This window comes from Flavobacterium sp. ov086, from assembly GCF_900187965.1.
GTDB lineage: Bacteria > Bacteroidota > Bacteroidia > Flavobacteriales > Flavobacteriaceae > Flavobacterium.
Genome location: NZ_FZNL01000003.1, coordinates 188,652 through 214,832, shown reverse-complemented (window position 1 = coordinate 214,832; position 26,181 = coordinate 188,652). Strand labels below are relative to the sequence as shown.

30 protein-coding genes are annotated in these 26,181 nt (G+C 33.4%); 10 read left to right on the top strand and 20 right to left on the bottom strand.

The window, feature by feature from the left end; genetic code table 11:
- Window positions 1-4: 4 nt before the first annotated feature.
- The 5 genes from CHB81_RS04595 to CHB81_RS04575 form a co-directional block, all read right to left on the bottom strand.
- Entirely contained in the window at window positions 5-571 is a 567-nt protein-coding gene (locus tag CHB81_RS04595; protein WP_089350718.1) for a sugar O-acetyltransferase, read from the bottom strand.
- 9 nt (window positions 572-580) lie between these two features.
- Window positions 581-1,039, bottom strand: a complete 459-nt coding sequence (locus CHB81_RS04590; RefSeq protein WP_089350717.1) for a YciI family protein — start codon at window positions 1,037-1,039, stop codon at window positions 581-583.
- 36 nt (window positions 1,040-1,075) lie between these two features.
- A complete protein-coding gene (locus CHB81_RS04585; RefSeq protein WP_089350716.1) occupies window positions 1,076-1,528 on the bottom strand; it encodes a hypothetical protein in 453 nt (150 codons plus the stop codon).
- 31 nt (window positions 1,529-1,559) lie between these two features.
- Window positions 1,560-2,018: a DinB family protein gene (locus tag CHB81_RS04580; protein WP_089350715.1), complete on the bottom strand. Its 459-nt coding sequence runs from the start codon at window positions 2,016-2,018 to the stop codon at window positions 1,560-1,562.
- 74 nt (window positions 2,019-2,092) lie between these two features.
- Window positions 2,093-2,821, bottom strand: a complete 729-nt coding sequence (locus CHB81_RS04575) for a carbon-nitrogen hydrolase family protein (RefSeq protein WP_089350714.1) — start codon at window positions 2,819-2,821, stop codon at window positions 2,093-2,095.
- A 146-nt stretch (window positions 2,822-2,967) separates the two neighbouring features.
- Between CHB81_RS04575 and CHB81_RS04570 the strand changes: the two genes are divergently transcribed.
- From CHB81_RS04570 to CHB81_RS04530, 9 genes are all read left to right on the top strand, one after another.
- Window positions 2,968-5,133 carry a TonB-dependent receptor gene (locus CHB81_RS04570; RefSeq protein ID WP_089350713.1) on the top strand — a complete coding sequence of 722 codons (2,166 nt, stop codon included), beginning with the start codon at window positions 2,968-2,970 and terminating at the stop codon, window positions 5,131-5,133.
- Between the two features lie 346 nt (window positions 5,134-5,479).
- Entirely contained in the window at window positions 5,480-5,896 is a 417-nt protein-coding gene (locus tag CHB81_RS04565; RefSeq protein ID WP_089350712.1) for a DUF2141 domain-containing protein, read from the top strand.
- A 44-nt stretch (window positions 5,897-5,940) separates the two neighbouring features.
- A complete protein-coding gene (locus CHB81_RS04560; protein WP_089350711.1) occupies window positions 5,941-6,564 on the top strand; it encodes a hypothetical protein in 624 nt (207 codons plus the stop codon).
- Window positions 6,565-6,584: 20 nt separating this feature from the next.
- Entirely contained in the window at window positions 6,585-7,943 is a 1,359-nt protein-coding gene (locus tag CHB81_RS04555) for a histidine kinase (RefSeq protein ID WP_089350710.1), read from the top strand.
- 2 nt (window positions 7,944-7,945) lie between these two features.
- Window positions 7,946-8,275: a 2TM domain-containing protein gene (locus CHB81_RS04550; RefSeq protein WP_089350709.1), complete on the top strand. Its 330-nt coding sequence runs from the start codon at window positions 7,946-7,948 to the stop codon at window positions 8,273-8,275.
- Between the two features lie 2 nt (window positions 8,276-8,277).
- A complete protein-coding gene (locus CHB81_RS04545; protein WP_254920964.1) occupies window positions 8,278-8,583 on the top strand; it encodes a 2TM domain-containing protein in 306 nt (101 codons plus the stop codon).
- Window positions 8,584-8,602: 19 nt separating this feature from the next.
- Complete coding sequence (locus CHB81_RS04540) at window positions 8,603-8,971, top strand: 2TM domain-containing protein (protein WP_089350707.1); 369 nt, start codon at window positions 8,603-8,605, stop codon at window positions 8,969-8,971.
- A gap of 22 nt (window positions 8,972-8,993) precedes the next feature.
- Window positions 8,994-9,368, top strand: coding sequence for a 2TM domain-containing protein (locus CHB81_RS04535; protein ID WP_089350706.1), 375 nt, complete (start codon window positions 8,994-8,996; stop codon window positions 9,366-9,368).
- A gap of 38 nt (window positions 9,369-9,406) precedes the next feature.
- Window positions 9,407-10,174, top strand: coding sequence for a LytTR family DNA-binding domain-containing protein (locus CHB81_RS04530; RefSeq protein WP_089350705.1), 768 nt, complete (start codon window positions 9,407-9,409; stop codon window positions 10,172-10,174).
- Here CHB81_RS04530 and CHB81_RS04525 read toward each other — a convergent pair.
- A complete protein-coding gene (locus CHB81_RS04525; RefSeq protein WP_089350704.1) occupies window positions 10,155-11,180 on the bottom strand; it encodes a heme A synthase in 1,026 nt (341 codons plus the stop codon). The genes CHB81_RS04530 and CHB81_RS04525 overlap by 20 nt on opposite strands.
- A gap of 116 nt (window positions 11,181-11,296) precedes the next feature.
- Window positions 11,297-12,727, bottom strand: coding sequence for a CCA tRNA nucleotidyltransferase (locus CHB81_RS04520; protein WP_254920963.1), 1,431 nt, complete (start codon window positions 12,725-12,727; stop codon window positions 11,297-11,299).
- A 328-nt stretch (window positions 12,728-13,055) separates the two neighbouring features.
- On the opposite strand from CHB81_RS04520, the gene yaaA reads away from it, so the two are divergent.
- Window positions 13,056-13,814: a peroxide stress protein YaaA gene (gene yaaA, locus CHB81_RS04515; RefSeq protein WP_089350703.1), complete on the top strand. Its 759-nt coding sequence runs from the start codon at window positions 13,056-13,058 to the stop codon at window positions 13,812-13,814.
- 212 nt (window positions 13,815-14,026) lie between these two features.
- On the opposite strand, the gene CHB81_RS04510 is transcribed toward yaaA, so the two are convergent.
- The 13 genes from CHB81_RS04510 to CHB81_RS04450 all read right to left on the bottom strand — a co-directional run bounded on the left by CHB81_RS04510 (window position 14,027) and on the right by CHB81_RS04450 (window position 26,177).
- Window positions 14,027-15,616: an MDR family MFS transporter gene (locus CHB81_RS04510; protein ID WP_089350702.1), complete on the bottom strand. Its 1,590-nt coding sequence runs from the start codon at window positions 15,614-15,616 to the stop codon at window positions 14,027-14,029.
- A gap of 3 nt (window positions 15,617-15,619) precedes the next feature.
- Window positions 15,620-16,699: an HlyD family secretion protein gene (locus tag CHB81_RS04505; protein ID WP_089350701.1), complete on the bottom strand. Its 1,080-nt coding sequence runs from the start codon at window positions 16,697-16,699 to the stop codon at window positions 15,620-15,622.
- Between the two features lie 12 nt (window positions 16,700-16,711).
- Window positions 16,712-18,031, bottom strand: a complete 1,320-nt coding sequence (locus CHB81_RS04500) for a TolC family protein (protein ID WP_089350700.1) — start codon at window positions 18,029-18,031, stop codon at window positions 16,712-16,714.
- Complete coding sequence (locus CHB81_RS04495) at window positions 18,021-18,650, bottom strand: TetR/AcrR family transcriptional regulator (RefSeq protein ID WP_089350699.1); 630 nt, start codon at window positions 18,648-18,650, stop codon at window positions 18,021-18,023. Before CHB81_RS04495 ends, CHB81_RS04500 begins: the two co-directional genes overlap by 11 nt.
- Window positions 18,651-18,975: 325 nt before the next feature.
- The gene (gene trpA, locus CHB81_RS04490; RefSeq protein ID WP_089350698.1) at window positions 18,976-19,737 is read right to left on the bottom strand and encodes a tryptophan synthase subunit alpha; all 762 of its coding nucleotides are present in this window, start codon (window positions 19,735-19,737) and stop codon (window positions 18,976-18,978) included.
- A gap of 246 nt (window positions 19,738-19,983) precedes the next feature.
- On the bottom strand, window positions 19,984-20,721 hold the full coding sequence (locus CHB81_RS04485) for a carbon-nitrogen hydrolase family protein (RefSeq protein WP_089350697.1): 738 nt from the start codon (window positions 20,719-20,721) through the stop codon (window positions 19,984-19,986).
- 12 nt (window positions 20,722-20,733) lie between these two features.
- The gene (locus CHB81_RS04480) at window positions 20,734-21,051 is read right to left on the bottom strand and encodes a gamma-glutamylcyclotransferase family protein (protein WP_089350696.1); all 318 of its coding nucleotides are present in this window, start codon (window positions 21,049-21,051) and stop codon (window positions 20,734-20,736) included.
- Window positions 21,052-21,203: 152 nt separating this feature from the next.
- Window positions 21,204-22,385, bottom strand: coding sequence for a tryptophan synthase subunit beta (gene trpB, locus CHB81_RS04475; RefSeq protein ID WP_089350695.1), 1,182 nt, complete (start codon window positions 22,383-22,385; stop codon window positions 21,204-21,206).
- Window positions 22,375-23,037: a phosphoribosylanthranilate isomerase gene (locus CHB81_RS04470; RefSeq protein WP_089350694.1), complete on the bottom strand. Its 663-nt coding sequence runs from the start codon at window positions 23,035-23,037 to the stop codon at window positions 22,375-22,377. Before CHB81_RS04470 ends, trpB begins: the two co-directional genes overlap by 11 nt.
- 120 nt (window positions 23,038-23,157) lie before the next feature.
- Window positions 23,158-23,943, bottom strand: coding sequence for an indole-3-glycerol phosphate synthase TrpC (gene trpC, locus CHB81_RS04465; RefSeq protein ID WP_089350895.1), 786 nt, complete (start codon window positions 23,941-23,943; stop codon window positions 23,158-23,160).
- A gap of 84 nt (window positions 23,944-24,027) precedes the next feature.
- A complete protein-coding gene (gene trpD, locus CHB81_RS04460; RefSeq protein WP_089350693.1) occupies window positions 24,028-25,020 on the bottom strand; it encodes an anthranilate phosphoribosyltransferase in 993 nt (330 codons plus the stop codon).
- Between the two features lie 83 nt (window positions 25,021-25,103).
- Window positions 25,104-25,511, bottom strand: a complete 408-nt coding sequence (locus CHB81_RS04455; protein ID WP_089350692.1) for a GNAT family N-acetyltransferase — start codon at window positions 25,509-25,511, stop codon at window positions 25,104-25,106.
- A gap of 99 nt (window positions 25,512-25,610) precedes the next feature.
- Window positions 25,611-26,177: an aminodeoxychorismate/anthranilate synthase component II gene (locus tag CHB81_RS04450; protein WP_089350894.1), complete on the bottom strand. Its 567-nt coding sequence runs from the start codon at window positions 26,175-26,177 to the stop codon at window positions 25,611-25,613.
- Window positions 26,178-26,181: the final 4 nt, after the last annotated feature.

Below are 26,181 nucleotides of genomic sequence, written 5' to 3'. Positions count from 1 at the left end.
GTTTTTATTGGGGTTCTTGATTTAATTTTTTAATTACTTTCGCAGGATTTCCAACAGCCAGAGAGTTATCCGGAATATCTTTTGTAACTACAGAGCCGGCGCCAATAACACAGCCTTTTCCGATGGTTACTCCAGGGCAAATTACAGAGTTTCCGCCAATCCAGCAGTCATCTCCAATAGAAATTGGTAATGCATTTTCCAGTGTTTTTCTCAATTCAGCGTCAAGCGGATGTGTTGCAGTATAAATTTGAACATTAGGTGCAAAAAACACATTTGATCCAATATTTACCGGAGCACAGTCCAAAACAACACAGTTTACATTAAAATAAACGTTGTCTCCGCAAGAAATATTATATCCATAATCACAATGAAATGGAGGTTCTATGTAAAAACTCTTTCCCGTATTCGGAATTAATTCGGCTAGAATTTCTTTTGCTTTTTTTGTTAAGCGATATTCAGTTACGTTTAAACGATGTAATAAATTTTTAGCTTTTCGGCGTTCTTTTACCAAAACGGGATCTCCTGCTGCGTAATATTCTCCCGAGATCATTTTCTCTTTTTCTGTCATTATAATAGATACTTATATTTTAGTCTTAGCAATTTGCTTATGAATCTTTGTTATTTCTTGTAAAGCTGCAGAGGAATACCAAGGTGTTAATTCGGCTTCGAGTAATTTTGCCTGTATTGCAGGATCTGTGGCAACGAGAGCTTGCGCTTCTTCAATAGTTTCAACATTAAAAATATAAATTCCTCTATAGTTTCGATCGTTTTTCATAAAAGGTCCCGCCACAACTAGTTTACCTTCTTTGGCTAATTTTCCAATATTTGCCATATGACCTTCAAACAATTTTTTGGATTCTTCTTTTGATGCCGTTGTGTTTGTTCCCGATTTCAAAAGACAGAAAATATATTTTTTCATTCCGTATTCATCGGCATGTAATGATTTTGCCAGACTTTCATCGTATTTGACTTCAGTTTCCTGAGAAAATCCGAAGACACTTATAAACAAAAATCCGAGTAATAGTATTGATTTTTTCATAAGAATATTTTATTTGTACAATTCATCGAATTGATTTTATTCATAATCTAAATTCATAAAATTTGGAATTTTTTCGTCATTTTTATTTTCCCAGCTATTGAATGCAAACTGTTCAATTTGACTATTTAATTCAGAATCTAATTCTAAATTAGTTTGTTTACAAAAGGCTAGAATAGTTGCAAAACCTACTATAGTCGGGTTGGTATCTGTACCAATTCTTCCTTCTGCTTTTTTTATTTTAACAGTCCATTTTTGGTTAGTTTTTGAAAAAACAAATTCTAATGCGTTTACTACTGCTTTTTTCCAGCTTTCGTAACCGTTTGAAGGAACACTTTCAAGATTTCCTTGCTTTATCCAGCCTTCACCAATATATTCTTCGATGATTTCGTTTTTACTATCATTTAGACTAACTTCAAGATTTATAATGGAAAAAAAAGGTTTTCCATTTTTGATCTTTAATAGTCTATAATCTAATTCATCATTTACCATTATTATTTTTTGAGTTAGCTATTACAAATTTTTAAAGCAACTTCTTCAAAATCACAATTTGTCCTAAATGATAAATGTCATGTTGAATGATTCCGTGAATATCTTCATAAAAATTGTGATTGTTATTTTGGTCTATTTTTTCAAAATCAGCATCATTAAAATCACTCAAACAGGTGCTCCATAATTCTTGAGATTTTGCCAGACTTTGCAGCGATTGTTCCCACGCTGGTTCAGATGAATCTAAAATTGGTACAAAATAATTATGATCAGGAGTTGTGATTATTTCTCCCTGAACACGCCTTAATATATTTCTTCTCCATTGTATCAGGTGATTGACAATTTCCCAAATCGTGTTTAAATTTGGATTTATTTTTTTATAAGCCTGAGCTGCAGTAACATCTTTTAAGGTATCTGCCAAGGTAACCTCAAGCCACGGATTTCCATTATAAATGGATTGATATAAATTTGAAACTCTTTTACTCTCTGACATAGCTAATAGGAATTAATTGTGGTTTTTTAAATATATTTTTAAACTGATTTTCAGTTGTATAAAGTGAATTTATTCTAGATAATCTGTTTTATTACTTCTTCAGTTGTGGTATTAAAAACGAGTATGCCTTCGTTTTTGTTGTCGAGTTGTTCCGCTAGTTTCCCCTCTTTTGTCCAAACAGAACTAAAACCAACACTTACAAAATTATCACATTCTCCAATACAATTTGACATTAAAACAGGCATAGAATATGTTTTAGCCACTTTCGGATAGTGTATAAAGGCTTTTTCTACTCCGTTTTTTGATTTAGCTACACTGGCAACATAAATTTCTCCTCCAAGTTTAGTTGCTTTTTCGGCATGTTCTATTTGTAGGCTTTCGTAACAAATTGCCGGAATGATTTTTTGGTTTTCAATTTCGATTATGATTTGTTCAGTGCCATTTTCAAAATAAGGAAATTCGTCTTCATGAAGTTGTTGTTTTGAATAGGAAATTCTTTGGTGATTTGGTTGAAAAACAACCATACTAATTTGTATTCCGCTTTCTGTTTTTGTTGGAATCCCAACTCCAATCGTTATCTTTTTCAGATTGCTGATTTTCTGAAAAGCATCAAGTCGATCATCATCTTTATTGGTTGCCAGATCTTTGGCTAATTCAGGTTCATAGCCTGTTAAGGAAAGTTCAGGAAAAAAAACAGAATTTGCATTTAGTGAAGAGGCAAGTTCTATAAATTTTAGATGCTTCTCGATGTTAGCTGAAATATCTCCCTTTGCAGGTTTTATTTGTGCGACTGCTATGTTCATTTACGGTCTTTTATTAATATGACGAACCAAAAGCTAAGATACAAATAAGTATTTTACAACTCATCCCCGAAATTCTACAATTGGGTTATTTAATATTTTTTAACTAAAACTGTTAAAATATATTTGCCTCATCAAAATCAAATACCATGACAACCAAATTACTTTTTACAATTAGCTTTTTATTTTTAACAACGATCTTTTTTGCTCAGAATACCATTTCTGGAAAAGTAGTAGATCAAAAAGGAAAACCGGTTCCGGGAGCAAATATCTACCTAGACGGGACTTATGACGGAGCAACAAGTTCTGAAACCGGAGAATTTTCTTTTGAAACTACTACAACAGGAAATCAAACTATAGTCGTTAGTTTTTTACTTTATGAAACATTCAAAACAGAAATTGATGTTGCCAATTATAAAAATCAAACTGTTAAATTAAGAGAAAATGTTAACGCTCTTGATGCTGTTGTAATTACTGCAGGAACATTAGAATCAGGAGACAAAGCAAGAGTTTCGGTTTTAAAACCATTAGATATTGTAACAACAGCAGGTTCTGCAGGAAATATTATTGCTGCATTGCAAACTTTACCAGGAACACAAACTGTGGGAGAAGATGGACGTTTGTTTGTGCGTGGAGGAGAAGCCAGCGAAACTCAAACTTTTGTAGACGGACTTCGTGTAGCACAACCTTATGGGGCATCGACTAATAATTTACCAACCAGAAGTAGATTTTCGCCTTTTTTGTTTAGCGGAATTGCATTTTCAACAGGAGGTTATTCTGCTGAATACGGAGAAGCTTTATCAAGTGTTTTACTTTTGAATACACAAGATGAACCAGATCAGAATAAAACTGATATTGCTTTAATGACTGTTGGTTTAGGAGTTGGAAATACTCAAAAATGGAAAAAAAGCTCCTTCAGTATCAATACCAATTATATAAATTTAGCGCCCTATCAGGCTGTCATTCCTCAAAATGTAGATTGGAATAATCCGTATCAATCTTTGGGCGGAGAAGCTGTTTATAGATATCATTTTGAAAGAGGAATTTTTAAATTATACGCCGCTTTTGATTCGGAGAAATTCGACCTGAATCAGAAAAATGTGAATTTTGTTGATCCAATTAGAACGGACTTAAACAACAATAATTTTTATTTGAATGCTTCTTACAAAGGAGATTTCGGAACGGGATGGCAGCTTACATCAGGAATTAGTTACGGATATAGTAAAAACAAAATCAAGTACGATATCAATGATGTTGATTCTAATGAAAATGCAGCGCAATTGAAATTGAAGTTAAGAAAAAACATCTCGAATTATTTTAAATTATCTTTTGGAGCAGATTATTTTATTACAAAATACAATGAAAATTTCGATGATAATATTGCTATTAAAGTTGCAAACGGTTACGATTCTAATATTGCCGCTTTTTATACAGAAGGAGATATATTATTTTCTAAAAAACTGGCAATGAAAGTAGGTTTGAGACTTTCGAACAACAGTTTATTAGACGAAACCAATCTTGCGCCAAGGGCTTCTATTGCTTACAAAGTTTCTAAAACAAGTCAGTTTTCATTTGCTTACGGAGATTTTTCTCAAACTCCGGTTGTGGATTATATCAAATATTCTAAATACCACCAGTTTGAAAGTGAAAAAGCACAGCATTACATTTTAAATTATCAGTTTACCAAACCTGGACAAACTTTTAGAGCAGAAGCTTATTATAAAGATTACAGCAATTTGGTTCAATACAACACAAAAGATATTGCTTACAATTCGGTATTCAATAATAACGGTTCAGGATATGCAAAAGGTCTTGATTTATTCTGGAGAGACAGCAATTTGTATAAAAACTTAGAATATTGGATTTCTTATTCTTATATCGATTCAGAAAGACAATATAAGAATTTCCCAACGATGGCAACTCCTAATTTTATTGCCAATCATAGTTTGTCAATTGTAACCAAATATTTCATCAATGATTGGAAATCGCAAATAGGTTTTACTAATAGTTATAGTTCAGGACGTCCATATAATGATCCAAACCAAACACAATTCATGAACGGAAAAACAAAGTCATACAATAGTTTGAGTTTTAACTGGGCGTATTTATTGACAACACAAAAAATCCTTTATTTCTCGGTTTCGAATGTGTTAGGAACACAGAATGTTTTTGGATACGATTATGCAAAACTACCGGATGCAAGCGGAGTTTATAACAGACAAGCCGTGACACCAACCGCAGATCGATTTTTCTTCGTAGGTTTCTTCTGGACGATTAGCCAGAATAAAAATGAGAATCAATTGAAGAACTTGTAGAAGAAGGTTCAAAGGGACAGAGGTTTTGAAATATGATTATTGATTCTTTTAAGAAAAACCTTTGAACCTTTGTCACTCTGAGCCTTTGCACCTCAAAAAAAACAATTCAGTCATCAAATTCAACAACTCAGTATCATTTAATTTTAAAACAGTAAAATCCGATATACTTTTGAAGTATAAAATTAGAAGACAATAAGTTGTTAAGCTACTAAGAAAAAAAACTTAGAGCGTTAATTACTCAAAAACTTAGAAACTTCAAAAAAACAAACAGAGTTTTAATCATCAATCAAAAACAAACTTAGACATTCAGAACCTTAGTAACTTAGAAACTTAAAAAAAAGAAATCATGACCAAAATTATTACAATAATCACATTATTTATCTGCAGCTTGATGTCTGCTCAATCTGTACAAAATGTAAAATTAACTGTTGCCGTTTCAGGTTTAAAAAGCGACACAGGAATTGTTAAAGTAGGTTTGTACAACTCAGACGGTACATTTCTTAAAACGACTTATAGAAGCCTTTCTTCTGAAATTAAAAACAACAAAGTAGTTGTAACGTTTGACAATCTTCCGGCGGGAGAATATGCAATTTCAACGTATCACGATGAAAATAATAACGGAAAATTGGATAGAAATGCGATGGGAGTACCTTCTGAAGCTTATGCTGCTTCAAACAATGCTAAAGGATTTATGGGACCTCCTGCCTATAAAGATGCTAAATTCGTTGTTGATAAAGATTCAAAAATTGAAATTATATTATAAATAGTAACTAACAAATTAAAATAACCATTTAAATAACTTATAAAATGAAAAAAATCATCACTTTGCTTGCATTATTGGTAGTAGTAATAAGCTCTGCACAAACACAATTTGAACAAGGAATGGGTAAAGCTTTTGGGCTTTGGAAAGAAGGAAAAAACACAGAAGCTTCTGCAATGTTTGAGAGAATCGCTTCGGCAGAGAAAACAAGTTATTTACCTAATTATTATGTAGCATTAGTAAATACAACAGCAGCTTTTAAGACACAAGATAAAACGCAAATTGATTTGTTGTTGACAAAAGCACAAGATGCATTAGATGTTGAATTTATTAAAGATCAGAACAATGCTGAATTATATGCAATGCAGGCTTTAATTTATACGGCTTGGGTGGTTGCAGATCCAATGACAAACAGTATGAAATATTCGGCAAAAGTGATGGAAGCTTACGCAAAAGGAAAGGCGATAGATCCAAACAATCCAAGAATCGTTTTTGGGGAAGCAGATTATCAATTAGGAGGTGCAAAATGGACAGGTGTTGACACAAAACCGCTTTGTGCACAAGTTGATAAAGCTATTGAACTTTTTGCTACTTTTAAACCAGAAACGCCTTTTTCTCCAAAATGGGGATTAGAAAGAGCTTTAGAATCTCAAAAAAATTGTAAAAAATAATTATTTAAGCTAATTTATAAATGAAAGATCATAGAAATACATACGCAGATTTAAAAAGCGGAACAATTGTCTCGTTTAAGATTTCTATGATCTTTACAGTAATATTCTCTGCTTTTTTAGGAAGTGATTTGACTATTCGAAACGTTCTTATTACTTTTTTTATTAGCTGTCTTTACTCTTTCGGAGTAGGTTTTGGAAATGGGTATATTAATGTGCTTTTGGATAGAAAATGGGATTGGCTGGAACAGACAAACCTGAGAGTTTACTACGGAATTATGGTTACTGTTTTGTACACAGTTCCCATTGTTTTAGGAATTAATTATTATGTTTTTGTCATTTTGCAAAATATGCCTTTAGAAAAATTCTTTAGCGAAAGAATGATTTGGGTGCATCTGTTTTATATCATTTTATCTTTAGGAGTTTCAACTTTTATGCAGGCCAGAAGTTTTATGGTAAAGTGGAAACAAGCATCAAAGTTTGAAATAACACAGCAAAAGATTATTGCAGGAACGGCAAATGCTAAATTCGAAAGTTTAAAAAATCAAATTGACCCGCATTTTCTTTTTAATAGTTTGAATGTTTTAAGCTCTTTGATCGAAGAAAATCCGGATAATGCGCAACGATTTACCACTTCTTTATCTAAAATTTATCGCTACGTTTTAGAGCAAAAAGATAAAGAATTGGTTTCTGTTGAAGATGAATTGTCATTCGCAAAAACGTATATGAATTTGTTGAAAATGCGTTTTGAGAACAGTTTGTTTTACGAATTGCCAACAACAAATATAAACCCGGACGCAAAAGTAGTTCCGTTATCTTTACAGCTTTTGCTTGAAAATACAGTAAAACACAACGTTGTAAGCGAGCAAAAACCATTACATATTCGAATTTTTGTTGATGGAGATTATTTGGCAATTCAGAATGACTTTCAGAAAAAAGAAGTTTTACAAGACAGACAAGGAGTTGGATTGCAAAATATCGTGAACCGATACGGAATCGTAACCAACAGAAAAGTACTGGTCGAACAAAACGAAAAAACTTTTACAGTTAAGATTCCAATCTTGACCAAACAAATTACGGTTATGGAAAAAAATACGGAATATACAGACGAGAATAAAGCTTATTTCAGAGCTAAAAAAAGAGTAGAAGAATTAAAAGGGTTTTACGCAAATGTCATTTCGTATTGTTGTGTGATTCCATGCTTAATCTTTGTGAATTTGACCTTTTCTCCCGGATTTCAATGGTTTTGGTTTTCGGCTTTAGGTTGGGGATTTGGAGTTGTAATGCATGCTTTTAAAGTTTTTGGATACAGCTCAAACTGGGAAGAACGAAAAATTAGAGAGATCTTAGAAAGAGAAAACAACAAACAAAACTGGAAATAATTATGGAAAGAGATTTTGATAATGACCCGGAAAAATTTGAACTGCGACAAATTGCAAGCAGAAAAGTAGTTAAACTCAGATCCTTCTATATTCATGCTATTGTGTATAGCGTTGCGTTGATCTTGTTTACTTTAAAACACTATTTTGGTTTGCCGTTGAATGCGTTTCCAACCCGATATTTAAATAGTTTTGTAATGGTAATCTGGAGTACAGCATTTCTGGTATCTGCAGTTGATATATTTGCTTCTTTTAAGATTTTTGGAGAAGAATGGGAAGAACGTAAGCTGAAAAGCATCTTAGAGAAAAAGAATAAAAAACAAAAATGGGAGTAATCATGGATATTAAATTTACTGAAGAGGATAAATATTACATCGCAAAAAAGAAAGTAGAAAGTATTAAAGGTTTTTACGGAAATCTTACTTCTTTTATCATTGTGAATATTATATTGATTATTATTAATTTGTGGACATCACCGGAATATTTATGGTTTTTTTGGCCACTATTATGGTGGGGAGTTGGTGTTGTTTTTCACGGATTAAAGGTTTTTGAAATATTTCCGGTTTTAGGAAAAGACTGGGAAGAGAGGAAAATTAAAGAATTGATGGATAAAGAGAAAGAGAATCAAAATAAATGGCAATAATTTTTTAAATAAAAATAAAATGGGACGATTTAGAAGACGCATGTTTGAAGAATATGCACATGAATTTAGTACAGATGAAAACTATAATATAGCCTACAGAAAAGTGAAAAGAATAAAGGGATTTTATTCGCATTTGAAAGTTTATATTATAGTGAATGCCATTATCATTATTTCAAGTTTGAATAGACCTTATATAGGAGATCATTTTGAAGTGAGAGGTTTCAATAATTGGGAAATTTATTCAACAGCATTTTATTGGGGTATTGCTTTAGCCATTCATGCTTTTAGTGTTTTTGGACGTGATCTCTTTTTTGGTGACGATTGGGAGCAAAAAAAGATCCAAAAAATTATGGAGAAAGAAGCTCAGAATAAGAATAAATGGGAGTAATAATATAATAATTCGAAATAAAATGAGAGAATTTAGAAGACACTTATACGAACATTATACGAAAGAATTTAGTAATGATGAACAATTCAATTTTGCATATAGAAAAGTAAGAGAAATTAAACGTTTTTACTGGCGTCTGACAATATATTTTATTGTCAATACTATTCTTATTATTTCACTTTTGAATAATGATTATTTTGGAATAGGATATAATGGTGCAACTTATGGGATTTTTGATCTGCGTACTTACTCTATAACAATAATTTGGGGAATATTTGTTTTAATTGGTGCATACAGAGTATTTGGACGTGATCTCTTTTTTGGTGACGATTGGGAGCAAAAAAAGATCCAAAAAATTATGGAGAAAGAAGCTCAGAATAAGAATAAATGGGAGTAACTTTAAATTTTATTTTTTCAAATTTTGCATTTTAGTAAATGACCACATTAATCATAGAAGACGAAAAACCGGCTGCGAGATTGTTGCAGCGAAAACTTGAAAAGTTAGATATTGCCGTACAAACCATGTTGCATTCTGTAGAAGAATCAGTGCATTGGTTTACCAATAATGAACATCCCGATTTAATCTTTTTGGATATTCAGTTATCAGACGGTTTGTCTTTCGAAATTTTTGAAAAAATAAACATTCAAAGTGCCATTATTTTTACGACTGCTTATGATGAATATGCTTTAAAAGCGTTCAAATTAAATAGCATCGATTATCTTTTAAAACCCATTGATGAAGATGATCTGGAAGTTGCTGTTACTAAATTTAAAACCCGAATTCCTAAAGCAGATGCAGGAAATCAAAATCTTCAGCTTGATTTTGAGCAAATACGCCGAATGTTGTCTAATCCTTTCGAAAAGAATTATAAAAAGCGATTCACGGTTAAAATCGGACAGCACTTAAAAGTAATCACAACAGACGAAATTGAATGTTTTTTTAGTGAAAACAAAGGAACTTACATTCATACTTTCGACAATCGGAATTATCTGATCGATTCGACTCTTGAAGTTCTCGAACAGGAATTAGACATGAAGGATTTCTTCCGCGTAAGCAGAAAATTTATTGTGCCTCTTCAGGCCATAAAAGAAATTCAGGTATATACCAATTCCCGCCTAAAAGTTATTTTACCAACTTATAAGGAAGATGAGGTAATTGTAAGCCGTGAAAAAGTACAGGATTTTAAGAGTTGGCTGGGCTAGGTTTCTTAGCTTCTAATATCATGTAAAATTGGATTCCGAATAATATCGAAGCCAGAACTAAATGTATTGCCTGACTTCCAATTGGGAAATCAAGATATGCCATTGCCATTCCGGTTAGAATTTCGATTCCGATAATAAAAACTACCCAGTTTATCTTTGAGAATCCTAATCCAAATTTGGTGTTTCTAACGTATAGATACAAATTCACCAGCAAAACTAAAACAGAGAATGAACGGTGAATATAAAAAGTAATCGAAGGATTTTGTAACCACAGGATACTTGCTGTTAATCCATTTTTCACCTGTTCGTCAACAAACTGACGTACTTGTGTTCCTATCGCTACTTGAATTAAGGTTAGCAATAGCGAAAATAAAAGTACATTTCTAAAAGTTGAATTATAGGTGACTGCAGCTAATTTTGGTCTTGCTAATTGAATAATGTATAAAATCACAGCAACAATTACCAAAGCCATAACCATGTGAACCGTAATTTTTATCGGGTTCAATACCGAATAAACTACTTTTGCTCCTAACCAAGCCTGAAAGCCCATCATAAAAACCACTAACCACGAAAGTAAAGTAATCTTTTTGCTTTGTTTCCAAAATCTAAAAGAAGCTATAGCCATTGCAAAACAAGCCATTCCTGCCAATGCACCACACAATCTGTTGATGTATTCAATCCAGGTATGTAACGGATTAAAAATCGCATAATCGTGCTTGGTATATTTCTCCCAATGTGAAGCATCAAAAGCTGTTTGAGTCGTAAAATTGTCTTTGGCGACCAAAAGAGTTTCATCTTTAATGATTACCTGTCCTTTTTCAAAAGCACGGTTTGGTTCCCAGGTTAATTCCTTTATATCTGTTGGCGGAATATAATATCCAAAACATTTTGGCCAATCCGGACACCCCATTCCTGATCCTGTCATACGCACTAATGCGCCGGCAACAATTACTAAATAAACTAAAACTAATGCAGTTTTCGCGATTGTAGGGAAATGTTTTTTCATTCTTTTTTTAAAGTTGCAAAGTTTCAAAGTTGCAGAGGTTCAAAGGGACGGAACACTTGATTTGAAACATTAATATTTTAAATTTAATAAACCTTTGTTGCTTTGTGCCTTTGTTACTATGCACCTCTTTTTAAACCCATTTTTTCTGCTCTTTTAATTATAAAATCATAAGCTGCCTGATATTCATTTGGAATATCACCTTCTAAAATTGCTTCTTTTACAGCTTCTTTCAAAACTCCAATTTCTCGTGAAGGTTTCAAACCGAATATTTCCATAATTTCCTCTCCAGAAATTGGCGGTTGAAAATTACGAACGTGATCTCGTTCTTCTACTTCAACAATCTTCTTGCGGACGATTTCAAAGTTTTTATGATATTTTTTGAACTTCGATGGGTTTTTGGTAGTAATATCTGCTTCGCATAAAGTCATTAAATCTTCAACATCTTCACCCGCATCAAAAACCAAACGACGAACTGCACTGTCAGTTACAATATCCTGTGCCAAAACAATTGGACGTGAACTCATAATGACCATTTTTTGCACAAATTTCATCTTGTGATTCAATGGCATGTGCAAACGTTCAAATATTTTTTTTGCCATTTTTCCACCTAAAAACTCGTGGCCGTGAAACGTCCATCCTTGTTTTTTATTGAAACGTTTCGTTGGAGCTTTCCCAATATCATGTAACAAAGCTGACCAGCGTAACCAAACATCATCTGTATTTGGACAAATATTATCGACAACTTCTAAAGTGTGATAAAAGTTGTTTTTATGTGTATGACCTTCAATTTCTTCTACCTGATTCAAGGCTGTTAATTCAGGAAGAATGATCTCTAAAAGACCGGTTTGGTACAAAAGTAAAAACCCGATTGAAGGTTTATCTGTCGAAAGAATTTTGTTTAATTCATCCACAATTCGTTCTCCTGAAATGATTTTGATTCTCTCAGCATTTTCGGTAATTGCATCAAGAGAGTTTTTCTCGATCTCAAAACCTAACTGATTTGCAAAACGAATTGCACGAAGCATTCGCAAAGGATCATCAGAATAAGTAATGCTTGGATCTAAAGGCGTTTTTATGGTTTTATTTTCAAGATCATTCAATCCGCCAAAAGGATCAGAAAGATCTCCAAATGTTTTTTCGTTTAATGATAATGCCAAAGCATTAATCGTGAAATCACGACGGTTTTGGTCATCTTCCAATGTTCCGTTTTCTACAATTGGATTTCTGCTTTCAAAATTATAAGATTCTTTACGGGCACCAACAAATTCAATATCAGTATCTTCAAAACGCAACATTGCTGTTCCGTATGTTTTAAAAACCTGTACTTTAGGTTTTTTAGGAAGTAACTCAGAAACTTTAAGCGCCAATTCGATACCACTGCCAACTGCAACAACATCGATGTCTTTTTTAGAACCTCGGTTTAAAAGTAAATCGCGAACAAAACCGCCAATTACGTAACTGTCAACGTTTAGTTCCCGAGATGCCTGCGAAATAATTTCGAAGATTTTATTTTGTAAAGCTGCTTTATAGTTTGTTTGTATAGCCACGAATTCAGTAATTTTAAATATTACATTTCTTTTCTGGAAGAAAATGAAACGTCTGCAAATTTACAACATAGATCACGCCCATTATAATCTATTGTTGACTTTTTTAAACAAATTCACAGTTTGAAGTAGAGAATTTTATGAAATAAAAAAGAGTTGCCACGAATTTCACGAATTTGCGCTAATTTTTTTAAAATTTTGCTACGAATGATTTGTGTTAATTTGTGTAATTCGTGGCAAAAAATATTTATGATACTATAAAACAAATCAATCCTGATCGCTTATTTTTAGAATTTCAATTTGTATTTTTGAAGCATACAAAAACGCACAAATGAAAATTGTTATATCACCGGCGAAGTCATTAAATTTCGAAAAAGAATTACCAACAACTCAATATACAGAACCAGCTTTTTTAAAAGAAGCACGTCTGGTTCATAAAGTTCTAAAACCTAAAAAACCTGCTGAATTATCTGAATTAATGTCAATTTCAGATAAATTATCTGATCTAAACTGGAAAAGAAATCAGGAATGGAAAACTCCTTTTTCACCAGAAAATTCACGTCCGGCAATCTATACTTTTGACGGAGATGTTTACACAGGTTTGGATGCTTACACAATTCCTGTAGAAAAATTAGAAGTTTTGCAAAGTAAACTCAGAATTTTATCAGGACTTTACGGTGTCTTGAAACCGCTGGATTTAATGCAGGCATATCGTTTAGAAATGGGAACAAAATTACCTGTTGGAGAATATAAAAATCTACACGAATTCTGGAAGCCAACTGTTACTAAAGCTTTAAATAAAGAATTGGCAAAAGGGGAGTTGTTTGTGAATTTGGCGAGTAACGAATACTTTTCGGCTGTAGATGTAAAGGCTTTAAAAGTTCCTGTGATTACACCGGACTTTAAAGATTACAAAGACGGAAAATTAAAGATGATTAGTTTCTTTGCCAAAAAAGCAAGAGGAATGATGGTTCGTTATATTATTGATACAAATGCCGAAACTATTGATGACTTAAAAGGTTTCAATTATGAAGGATATCAATTTGATGCAAATCTTTCTAAAGGAAATCATTTGGTGTTTACAAGGTAATTGAGATCCAAAGGTTCAAAGCGACAAAGGTTCGTTCAGAGGTTTTGAAAGAGTAGTAGACTCGATTTATATTGTAGGGGGTCCCGAAGCCTCGGGATCAATCCCTTCAAATCATTTCAAATTAAAATTTAGTTTCAAAGATCAAAATAAAAAAGCGGAGCTAAATAAATAGCTCCGCTTTTTCGTATTATAAAATTATAAATCAATTATTATTAATGCATTGCATCAGCAGGATTAATCTTGTTCTTTCCTTTTTTGATTAAAAGAATAATTGGTATACAACATAGGAACATAATTCCTAAGTACATAAAAATATCCATATAGGCCAGTACTGTACTTTGTTTCATTACTGAATATTCCAGACCTTGATAAGCTTTTTTCAGTGCAACATCGGCGCTATATCCTTTAGACATAAAAGCCCTTTGCATTCCGGCAATACGTTGTTGAACATCATATTTTGCAGGATCTAAATTGGTCAATAAGTCTACTCTGTGTTCCTGACTTAATCGTGTGATAAAAGTAGTAATAATCGCAATACCAAATGAACCACCTAATTGTCTCATCATTCCTGTAAAAGCAGCTCCTTCACCAATATGTTTTCCTTTTAAAGTAGAAAGCGAAAGTGTTGTAATAGGTACAAATAGTAATCCTAAACCAATTCCTCTTAAAATTAAAGGCCAATACATGTGTTCTACACCGGTATCAGGTGTCATACGAGTTTGCATCATGAAGGTAAAGAAGAAGAAAACTAAAAATCCAACCCCTACCATATAACCTTGAGGCACACCTTTTTGAATCATATTACCCACAAAAGGCATCATAATCGCCGTGGTGATCGAACCCGGAATCAATAATAACCCGGCATCTGTTGCTGTCCAACCTAAAATAGATTGTGTATAGATTGGGATAATTAAGGTTGATCCGTACAATCCAAAACCAAGAATAAAACACATTACGGTTCCAATTCTTAGATTTCCATCTTTCAGAACACTTAAATTTACAATTGGATGTTTATAAGTAAGCTCTCTCCATACAAATAAAATCAATCCAAGAATGGTAACAACACTTAAAGTTACAATTAATGAATCATTAAACCAATCGTCTTGTTGTCCGTGTTCCAGAACAAATTGCAGCGAACCAATAAATGAGGCCAATAATATAATTCCCCACCAGTCAACCTGATTTGCTTTTAATTTCTCTCCATATTTCGGACTTCTTACGAAAGTAAGTGCCAAAATTGTTGCAATAATTCCCAACGGAATATTGATATAAAATATATAAGGCCAAGAATAATTATCTACTAAATATCCTCCCAAAGGCGGACCTAAAGTTGGACCAACAATTACACCCATTCCGTAGATCGCTTGCGCCATACCACGTTTTGCCACTGGATAACTTTCGGTGATAATAGTTTGTGCGGTTACAAGCAGTGCTCCACCACCCATACCTTGTACAAACCTAAACGCTACCAGTTCCCATATATTAGTTGCATTACCACACAAAAAGGAGCAGACCGTAAATATTATGATAGAAGCCACAAAATAATTACGTCTTCCAAATTGCTGCGAAAGCCAACTCGTCATCGGAATTACAATAACATTCGCAATCGCATATGCTGTAATTACCCAAGCCACATCAGTTAAAGTAGCACCAAGGCTACCTCGCATGTCTGTTAGAGCTACGTTTACAATCGTGGTATCTACAATTTCCAGCAAGGCACAAAGTACCGCCGTTATCGTAATTATGACACGTCTATAACCGTATTCTACTAAATCGTCGTCTGCTTGTACTGCTGTTGCCATATTTTATTTTAAATGTACATCTACATCAACATTCATCCCTGGTCTAAGTAATTTTACTTTTTCTGGATCGTTAGATTCATCTAAACTAATTTTTACCGGTAATCTTTGAATTGTTTTTACGAAGTTTCCTGTTGCATTGTCAGGAGGTAATAATGAAAAACGAGAACCTGTTGCAGGAGAAAATGATGTTACGATTCCTTTGAATTCGTAGTTTGGATATGCATCAACTTTTAAACTTACTTTTTGTCCCACAATCATTTTGTTTAATTGTGTTTCTTTAAAGTTTGCAACAACCCAAGCCTCATTATTATTGATGATATAAAATAAAGATTGTCCTGGTTGAACCAATTGTCCAGGCTGAATATCAACTTTAGAAACCTGACCATCAATTGCGGCAGTTACAACAGTATAACTAAGATTTAAATATGCAACATCTAGCATTGTTTTTGCTTTTTTGATGTTTGCAGCAGCAACTTCAGTTTGTTTGTCAGAAGCTTTAGATTTAGATTCAATTACCGTTTTTTGGTAAGAACTAGCTCTTTGTTGTTGCTCTAAAACACGCACTTGATTTTCGGCTTCATCTTTTGCTGATAAAGCTTGCTCATATTGTTGTTTTGTAATGGTATGAGTTTTGTACAAATTGTTGTAACGGTTATAATCGTTTGTAATTTGTCTCAATCTAATTTTTGCACTTTCGATAGAACCAGTTGCAGATTTCATTTGAGCATCAGAAACTGAGATACTTGCATTTGCACTTCCAATATCCGCTTTTGCAGCTTCGTATTGTCCTTCAGCACCTAATAAAGCAGCATTAGCTTCGTCAATTTTTAATTGATAATCTCTTTTATCGATAGTAAATAAAGTATCCCCTTTTTTTACAAAGTCATTATCTTTTACATACACTTTACTAATATATCCAGATACTCTCGGAATAATTGGATTCATTTTTTTCTCGATTTGAGCATCATCCGTTTCTTCGTGAGCTAAAGAGTGCATGTACTTTGTTATTCCGTAAGTTCCGCCCACTAAAACCAAAACGGTTAGTATAATGATGAATTTAGTATTTGTTTTTTTCTTTTCCATGAGAGCTATCGATTATATTTTAGAAAGATTGAATGATTGTGATAATTGTCCTGATACGGATAGTAATTCGTAATATTTTTGAATAATAGTTGCCTTAGATACAGCTGTATTAATTTTGGCACTTAATTGCTCAACATCGGCTTCAACCAAATCATTGGTATCGGCTAAACCATTGTCGAACTTATCTTTTACAAGTCTGTAATTTTCAGATGCCTGTTGAAGCGCTTCGTCATAAACCACACTTTGGTTAATAGCCAAGTCATAATCTTCAATAGATTTTTGAACTTCAACTTTAATACGATCTGTCATTACAGCTTCCGTATTTTGAACTTCCAAAGCTCTGCTTTCTGCTTCTCTTACGTGAGCACTATTTTTGTAAATTCCAGATATATCATAAGTTAAACCCAGACCAAAGTTCATTGCATATTTTACAGTTATAATGTCTTTAAGATCTAAAGCAGTATAACCACCAAGTAATGCTAAAGTTGGATAGTATGCTGCTTTTGCAACTTTAATATTTGCTGCAGAAGCTTTTTGTTGAAGACGAATAGCCTCTAAATCTTTTCTGTTTTCAAGTGCTAACAGATCAGATGTTGGTGCATTACTCGTTTTTAAATTAAAGAAATCATCTTCATTAACCTGAAGTTTTGTACTTGGATCCAGCTTTAGTAAAGTAGTTAGATAAAAGTTGATATTATTAAGGTTGTTAGTAGCTTCGTCAATAGATAATTGTGTTTTCGAAACTAACAATTGTGACTTTAATAAATCATTTCTTGGGATGATTCCGTTTTTCTCTAATTCTGTAAAATCAGTGACACGCTGTTTGGCGCTTTTTTGATTTTCATTTAAAACATCCAAAGTTTTTTGAGCTTTGTAAAGAGCTGTATAATACGTAATAACTCTTAAAGCAACATCTTCTTTTGTTTTGGCAGCATAAGCAGTTTCAGCTTCATATAAGTTATCATATGCGTCGATGCTATTTTGAATTTTAAATCCTGCAAAAAGGGGTAAGCTTAAATTTGCCATTCCAAACATTGCTCTATCAGGAGATGCTAAAGATTTGCTTTCACCCTGATTAGGCATATCAATCGATGCTTTTGTAAGGCGCTGATATTGGCCAGAAACTTTAATATCCGGATATTGATTATTTTTTACCGTTTGCAGTTCGTATTTCTTTGTGTTTACCTTAGTATTGGCAAGCGTAACGTCGTTACTCTTTTCCCAAGCCATTTTAACGGCTTCATCTAAGGTTAAACTTGTTTTTTCTTGTGCTTCTATTGATGAAATTCCGATAAAGAAAATCCCAAAGAGCATTAATTGATTAATTTTCATAAACAAGTAGAGCTTTTATAGTTTGTTGAATGTGCTTTGTAAGACTGGTTTTAATGTACTCATTGTACATGGCTTCTGTTTTTAAATTTAGTAATTCTTCATAAAAAGATTTATTCATATGAAAGTGAAAAAAAGTTCCAATAATAGTGGGAGTAATAAGCGGAATGATTACATCTTTTCTAAAGACACCTTTTTCCTGACCTTGAGTAATAATACTCTCAACAGATTTTAGATTTCCTTTTTTTAGTTCTGTAAAGGCAATAAAGCTCTTTTCTCTTTTTTTTGAATTAAGTTCGAAATGTAAAACTCTGAAAATGCCTTTATTACAACTAATTCGATTGATGTAAATTTCGATTAATTTATTGACTTTATCAAGAGGTTCAAGATCTTCGTTTAATAAATTTTCGAGTTTCAGTTTTAAATCAGAAGTTTTATAAAGAATTAAAGCTTCAAGAAGACGCTCTTTAGAACCAAAATAGTACGAAATCATGGCAATGTTAATTTTTGCCTCTTTTGAGATATCCCGTATCGATGTACCTTCAAATCCTTTATCCGAAAAGAGCCTTTCGGCAACCTCCAGAATTTGAATTTTTTTATCGTTTAATTCGATGTATGACATGGTATTGTTTCTAATCGGATACAAAATTAAACAAGTGTTTAAATTAAACAGTTGTTTAATTTTATTTTAACGCAATATTAACAGAAAACCATGTAGCTGTTTTTTGTTAAATTTTGATAATAATCTAATAAAAAAAAGCTGAATTAACATCGTGAGATATTAATTCAGCTTAGTGTCTTTCAATGTTTTTGTCATTTCGACGAAGGAGAAATCTCCGCAAGTAACTCCGCAAAGAATATCTAATCTTTGTCGAGTCTCTCGTGGAGATTTCTCCTTCGTTGAAATGACAAACTATGTGATATATTCTTTAAATAAAAATAAAAACTTATCGGATCTCTCCAACAAATTCCTCAATTTTCCCGCTTCCACTCTCACTTAAATGTTTAATAAAAGCACTTCCAATAATAGCTCCTTTTGCAAATTTCGTAGCCTGATTAAAAGTTTCTTTGTTCGAAATTCCGAAACCTACTATTTGTGGATTTTTCAAATTCATACTTCCAATTCTTTCGAAGTAACTTTCCTGTGTATTTCCAAAACCAGCCTGAGATCCTGTAACACTTGCAGAACTTACCATATAAATAAATCCGTTTGAAACACTGTCAATAAAACGAATACGTTCGTCTGACGTTTGTGGCGTAATTAAGAATACGTTGATTAAACCGTATTTTTCGAAAATAGCTTTGTATTCATCCGCATAAACATCAACTGGAAGATCCGGAATAATTAATCCGTCGATACCAATTTCGGCACATTTAGCGCAAAATTTTTCAACTCCATATTGCAACATCGGATTAAAATATCCCATAATAATCAACGGAATTTTTACGCTTTCGCGGATGTTCTTCAACTGATCAAAAAGAATCTGAGTTGTCATTCCGTTATGAAGAGCTTGTGTAGAACTTGCCTGAATCGTTGGTCCATCGGCTAAAGGATCACTAAAAGGCAAACCAATTTCGATTAAATCAACACCGTTTTTTTCTAAATCCTGAATAATTTGAACCGTATCGTTCAGGTTTGGATATCCAGCAGAAAAATAAATAGAAAGTATCTTTTTATCTTCTTGTAATTTTTGAGTTATTCTGTTCATTGTTTTTATTTTTTATCCTAATAGGTTCTTAAAACCTATTAAGTATGTTATTATTCTTTAACCACTTCCAATTTATATTTGGATAAAAGATTCTCTCGGATTTTTTGTTTCACGCAGATTCTGCAGATTAAGGCAGATTTTAATTAATATAATTCTGCTCGAATCTGCTTAAATCAATTTAAATCTGCGTGAAATAAATTTGCAGCAATAATCAGTGAAAATCTTTTTAATCTGTGGCATTATTTTTTAAATTTTTAAAATCTGACTTGTCCAATTATCATTTTTGTTTTCTAATATAAGTAATCCCGAATCTGAGTCGTTCATTTGAGCTACAAGTTCTCCTTTGTTATTCCAAAAAGCACTTTGCCCTGCCGAAGGTGATCCCCAGGATTCTCCGCTAAAATTTGACATCAAAACATTCATTTGATGTTTTTGAGCATAACTTTGTAAGTCTCTATACGCACTGGGAATTCCGTTTGGTGTAAAGAATATACTTGCGATATAAATATCAGTTGCTCTTTTGCAGGCATTTTCCGGATGAAGTGGATTATCAATATCAGCACAAATGGCAAACGAAATCTTTTGCTCTTCAATTGTAACCATCGGATTATGATTGAATGAAGATTGAAAAAACTCATCTTCGCCTTCATGCAAAAATTGCTTTGTATAGATGACAACCGAATTATCAGGAGAAATTATAAATTCCCCAATAAACAATTGAGATTCTATTTGAATTGGAGCTCCGGCAATAATAATGATATTATTTTCGGAAGCTAATTTTTTTAAATGATCTAACCTTGAATCGTCTTTTTTGAAAGCTAGTTTTTGGGCATATTCACGTTCATAACCTGTAATAGACATTTCAGGAAAAGCGATTAATTGTGCTCCGTTTTGTACCGCCAAATCGATAAGGCGATAATGATCTAATAAGTTAGAATCAATATCTCCACGAGTTGGTTTTGTTTGTGCTGCTGCTAGAATCATTTTGCTTACTTATTAACTTTCTATATAAACCCAGGCAACTGTTCCGGATTTCAACTTGACCTGAACTCTTCTATAAGCATTAGATTCGAATATATCTACTTTAGCTAAATCCGAAGCTGAAATATTAAAAGCAACACCATGTATAGGATCTGAAGAATCTGCGCTGGGCACAGCTACAACATAGTCTGCCATTCCAAATTCTTCTTCTATTTGTAGACTTTTTAGTTTGTAACCCAAAAGCTGATCTGGAGTTCCGGTTAGAACTTTGTTAAAAATCTGCATCTGAATTTGTTTCGATCTTAATGTTCCGTAAGAGAATAACTTTTCCATAATTACTATTTTCTCGTTAGTTGTTTTTTGCGTTAGGGATAAGAGCGGTATCTCCCGATTTAGAAAAACAAGGCTTTTTAGCCGTAGTTTTTGTTATCGGGAATATAGCGGACAGCCCGACCACGGCGGCGGATAACGCCCCAATTATATTTTTACAATTTAAAATATTCGATATAATTGTCTAAATCTTTGTCGCCGCGTCCTGAAAGGCTGATAACTACAATATCTGTAGGTTTAAATTCCTTTTGATCTAAAACGGCAAAAGCATGCGCACTTTCAATTGCCGGAATAATTCCTTCTAATTTAGTCAATTGCAAACCAGCGTTCATAGCGTCATCATCCGTTACGGAGAAGAACTCGCCACGACCTGTTTGTGCTAAATGTGCGTGCATTGGACCAACTCCCGGGTAATCTAAACCTGCCGAAATCGAATACGGTTCTGTAATTTGCCCGTCAGGAGTTTGCATTAAAAGAGTTTTGCAACCGTGAATAACGCCCACTTTTCCTAGTTTACTAGTTGCCGCACTATGACCGCTATCTACGCCTTTTCCGGCAGCTTCAACGGCGATAATGCCAACTTCCGGCTCGTGCAAAAAGTGGTAATAAGTTCCGGCAGCATTACTTCCGCCACCAATACAAGCAACTACATAATCAGGATTTTCGCGTCCTTCTTTTTCTTTTAACTGCCATTTTATTTCTTCTGAAATTACACTCTGAAAACGTGTCACCATATCTGGATAAGGATGTGGTCCAATTGCAGAACCTATAATATAATGAGTATCTACAGGATTGTTAATCCAATCTCTAATGGCTTCGTTTGTAGCATCTTTCAACGTTCTTGAACCTGAAAGTGCAGGACGAACCTCAGCGCCTAACATTTTCATACGGGCAACGTTTGGCGCTTGTCTTGCAATGTCAATTTCACCCATATAAACGATACATTCCAATCCCATAAGTGCACAAACTGTTGCGGTTGCCACACCGTGTTGACCAGCTCCGGTTTCGGCAATAATTCGTTTTTTACCCAAACGTTTGGCAACTAATATCTGTCCAATTGTATTGTTGACTTTATGTGCTCCGGTATGATTTAAGTCTTCTCTTTTTAAATATACTTTGGTATTGTATTTTTCAGATAAGCGTTTTGCAAAATATAGTGGACTTGGGCGTCCAACGTAATCTTTTAGCAATTGGTCAAACTCAGCTTTAAAATCTGGTTCGCTTGTTATTTTTAAATAGTTTTGGCGTAATTCTTCTACATTTGGATACAACATTTCTGGAATGTAAGCTCCTCCAAATTCTCCGTAATATCCCTTTTCGTTGACATTATAATTCATTGTGTAGTTGTTTAGGGTTTATAGTCGCAGGTTTTAAATTTTTCTGAAACTTTCTTAATAAACTTTTATTTTTTAATCCCGGTTCTGTCTCAAATTTACTGTTTACATCAATTGCATAAATCGGAATTTTAAGATTTTTTATTGCGGGTATTTCTTCAATTCCAATGCCACCACTTAAAAACAGCGGTTTCTCAGATTTGTAATTTTCTAATATTTTCCAGTCAAAAGTGGTTCCGTTTCCTCCTGGTAGTTTTCCTTTTGTATCGAATAGAAAATAATCGCATACGTTTTCAAAAGGTTTTAAAATTTCGAAATCAAAATCTTCATCGACAGAGAATACTTTGATGATTTCGATTGTAACACCAACTTTGGCGTCAATTTTAGATTTTAATTCCTGACAAAATTCAACAGATTCTTTTCCATGTAACTGAACTGCTTGTAAATGATATTTCTCTGCTTTTGACAGGATATTATCAACAGTTTCATTTACAAAAACGCCTGTTTTTTTAATGGTGTGAATCAGTTCCGGAATCGTTCCGTCAAAATAGCGAGCGGATTTTTCCCAGAAAATAAATCCCATATAATCGGGTAGGAGCGCGCCTACTTCGAGTATATTGTCGGGATATTTCATACCGCAGATTTTAAGTTTCATTTTTTTTGATGTTTTTGCCACGAAGGCGCTAAGACACTAAGTTTTTTCTTTTTTGCCACGAATTTCACGAATTGTCACTAATTAATTCGTGCTAGTTAGTGAAATTCGTGGCGAACTTTTTTACATATTCAATTGTTGAATGAATTCTGTTGCAGCTTCACCGGCGTTATCAGTTTTCATGAAGTTTTCTCCAATTAAAAACCCATTGTAACCGTAAGGTCTTAGTTCTGAAATGGCTTCGATTGACGAGATTCCGCTTTCAGAAACTTTTATAAAATCATTTGGGATTTGAGAAGCTAATTGCTTGCTGAAATCCAGACTTACTTCAAAAGTTTTTAAGTTTCTGTTGTTTACACCAATCATGTCTAAACTTGGCATAATCGATTTTTCCAGTTCTTCCTGATTGTGAACTTCTAAAAGGACTTCGAGACCTAGTTTTTTAGCAAATTCTGATAACGATTTAATTTCTTCGCGTGTTAAAACTGCTGCAATTAGTAGAATTAAATCGGCTCCAAAAGCTTTTGCTTCCAGAATCTGATATTCATCAACAATAAATTCTTTTCGCAAAAGCGGAATATTGACACTTGCTCTTGCTAAAAGTAAATCATCAAGAGAACCTCCGAAATACTTTCCATCTGTTAAAACTGAAATTCCGCAAGCACCTGCATTTTCATATCCTTTTACCACTTCTTCAACCGTAAAACTTTGATTGATTATTGATTTTGAAGGAGAACGTCGTTTGTGTTCTGCAATAATTCCTGTTGCACTTGTCTTTAATTTTTGACTTAAAGAAATCGTTTCTCTTCCAAAAAATACTGAGTTTTCCAATTGTGAAATCGGAATGATCGATTTTTTAAGAACAACTTCTCGCTGTTTGTCAAATATTATTTTATCTAAAATATTCATATTATTTTGTTTCATGTTTCAAGTTTTATTTGTTTCACGTTCAACAACTTGAAACATGAAACAAAGAAAACTTGAAACTATTTTTTACCTACTTAATTCTTGTAATTTCTTAAGAGCTTTCAATCCTTTTCCGGAGAACAAACTTTCTTTCGCTTGTTTAAAACCTTCTTGTGGAGAGCATTTTGTTACTGTTGAAATCGCCATCGCTGCATTTGCACAAACAACATTATTTTGTGCCTCACTTCCTTTTCCGGAAATGATATTGACAAACATATCTGCCGATTCTTCAATTGTTCTTCCTCCTTCAATTTCTCTTTGTGATAAAAGACGAACCTTGAAATCTTCCGGTTTTATCATCCCTTCCATATCGCTTGTAATAATTTTCGTTGGGCCAGTTAATGAAATTTCATCATAACCGTCAAGCGAATGTAGAATGGTAAAATTCACATCGGTATTTTGGTATAAATAAGCATACATTCTGGCTAATTCCAGATTGAAAACTCCAACCAATTGATTTTTTGGGAACGATGGATTCACCATTGGTCCTAACATATTAAAGAAGGTTTTTACTGCCAGTTCTTTTCTGATTGGTCCAACGTTTTTCATTGCCGGGTGAAATAGGGGAGCGTGTAACACACAGATTCCGGCCTGATCGATACATTTCTCTAAAAATGAAGGATCATTGCTGAATTTTATTCCCATTTTTTCCATTACGTTACTTGATCCTGAAATCGACGAAACCCCATAATTTCCGTGTTTGGCTACTTTTATTCCTGCGCCGGCAGCAACAAAAGAGGCGAGAGTTGAAATGTTGAAAGTGTCTTTTCCGTCACCGCCAGTTCCGCATAAATCTATGGTATTGTAGGCAGATAAGTCTACGCGAACACATAATTCTAATAAAGCTTCACGAAATCCCGAAAGCTCATCAATCGTTATGCTTCGCATCATAAATACGGTCAAAAATGCTGAGATCTGACTTGGGTTATAACTTCCGCTTGAGATATTAATCAATACATCTTTAGCTTCCTCTTTTGAAAGCACTTCGTGATTGATTAATTTATTTAGTATATTTTTCATTTTTTTTTAAGGTTCTAAGTTGCTATCCCGAAGCTTCGGGACTGAGTTGCTAAGTTTTTTGAAAACCGAAACTGGAAACTGCTTTAATGTTCATTTCCTTGGTAAATCCACATGGGTTCTGTTTTTCCTGCGCGTTCAAATCCGTTCTTTTTATAAAAATCAACAGATCTTCCGTCAGCGGTTAACATTTGCATGTGAAAGTGACTGTATTTCTCTTGCATTTTGTCCATAATCAGTTTTCCAATTCCTTTTCCCTGATATTCCGGTAAAACCAATAAATGCGGATAATAAACCGTTAAAAATCCATCAGAAATTGCGTTTCCAAGTCCAACTAATTTTTCTCCTTCCCAAGCCGTAATTAAAGTTTCGGAATTTAAAAGGGCGTTGTATAACTCATTTGGTTTATTGGCAGAACTCCATTCATTTGCTTTGTATAAAACTAAAATGTCGTCGATATTGATTTCTTTGGTTTCTAAAATTGTTATTTCCATTTTTTTTAAGATTCTAAGTTTAAGGTTTCAGGTTTCAAGTTTCAGGTTTCAAGTTTCACGTTCCAACAACTTGAAACCTTAAACTTGAAACAAAAAAAATTAGCTTTTTATCCAATTCTCTAAAATCAATTTTCCTTTTGGAGTCAAAACACTTTCAGGATGAAACTGAACGCCTCTTACATCAAAAGTTTTGTGTCTTAAAGACATAATTTGTCCGTTTTCGTCGATTGAAGTTGCTTCAAGAACATCTGGTAAATTAGCATCAACAACCCATGAATGGTATCTTCCAACTTCGAATTCGTCTCCTAAACCTTCGAATAAAATTTCGTCTGAAACTACAGTTTTTACATTTGTTGCAACTCCGTGATACACTTTGTCAAGGTTAGAAAGTGTTCCGCCAAAAACTTCTCCAATCGCTTGTTGTCCCAAACAAACGCCAAGAATACTTTTCGTTGGAGCATATTTCTGAATAACCGCTTTTAATAAACCCGCTTCATCCGGAATTCCAGGACCTGGCGAAAGTAATATTTTGTCGAAAGAAGCGATTTCATCAATATCAAATTCGTCATTTCTGTAAACCGTAACTTCACAATTTAAATCTTCTAAATAGTGCACTAAATTATAAGTGAAACTATCGTAATTGTCTATAACTAATATCTTTTTCATGTCT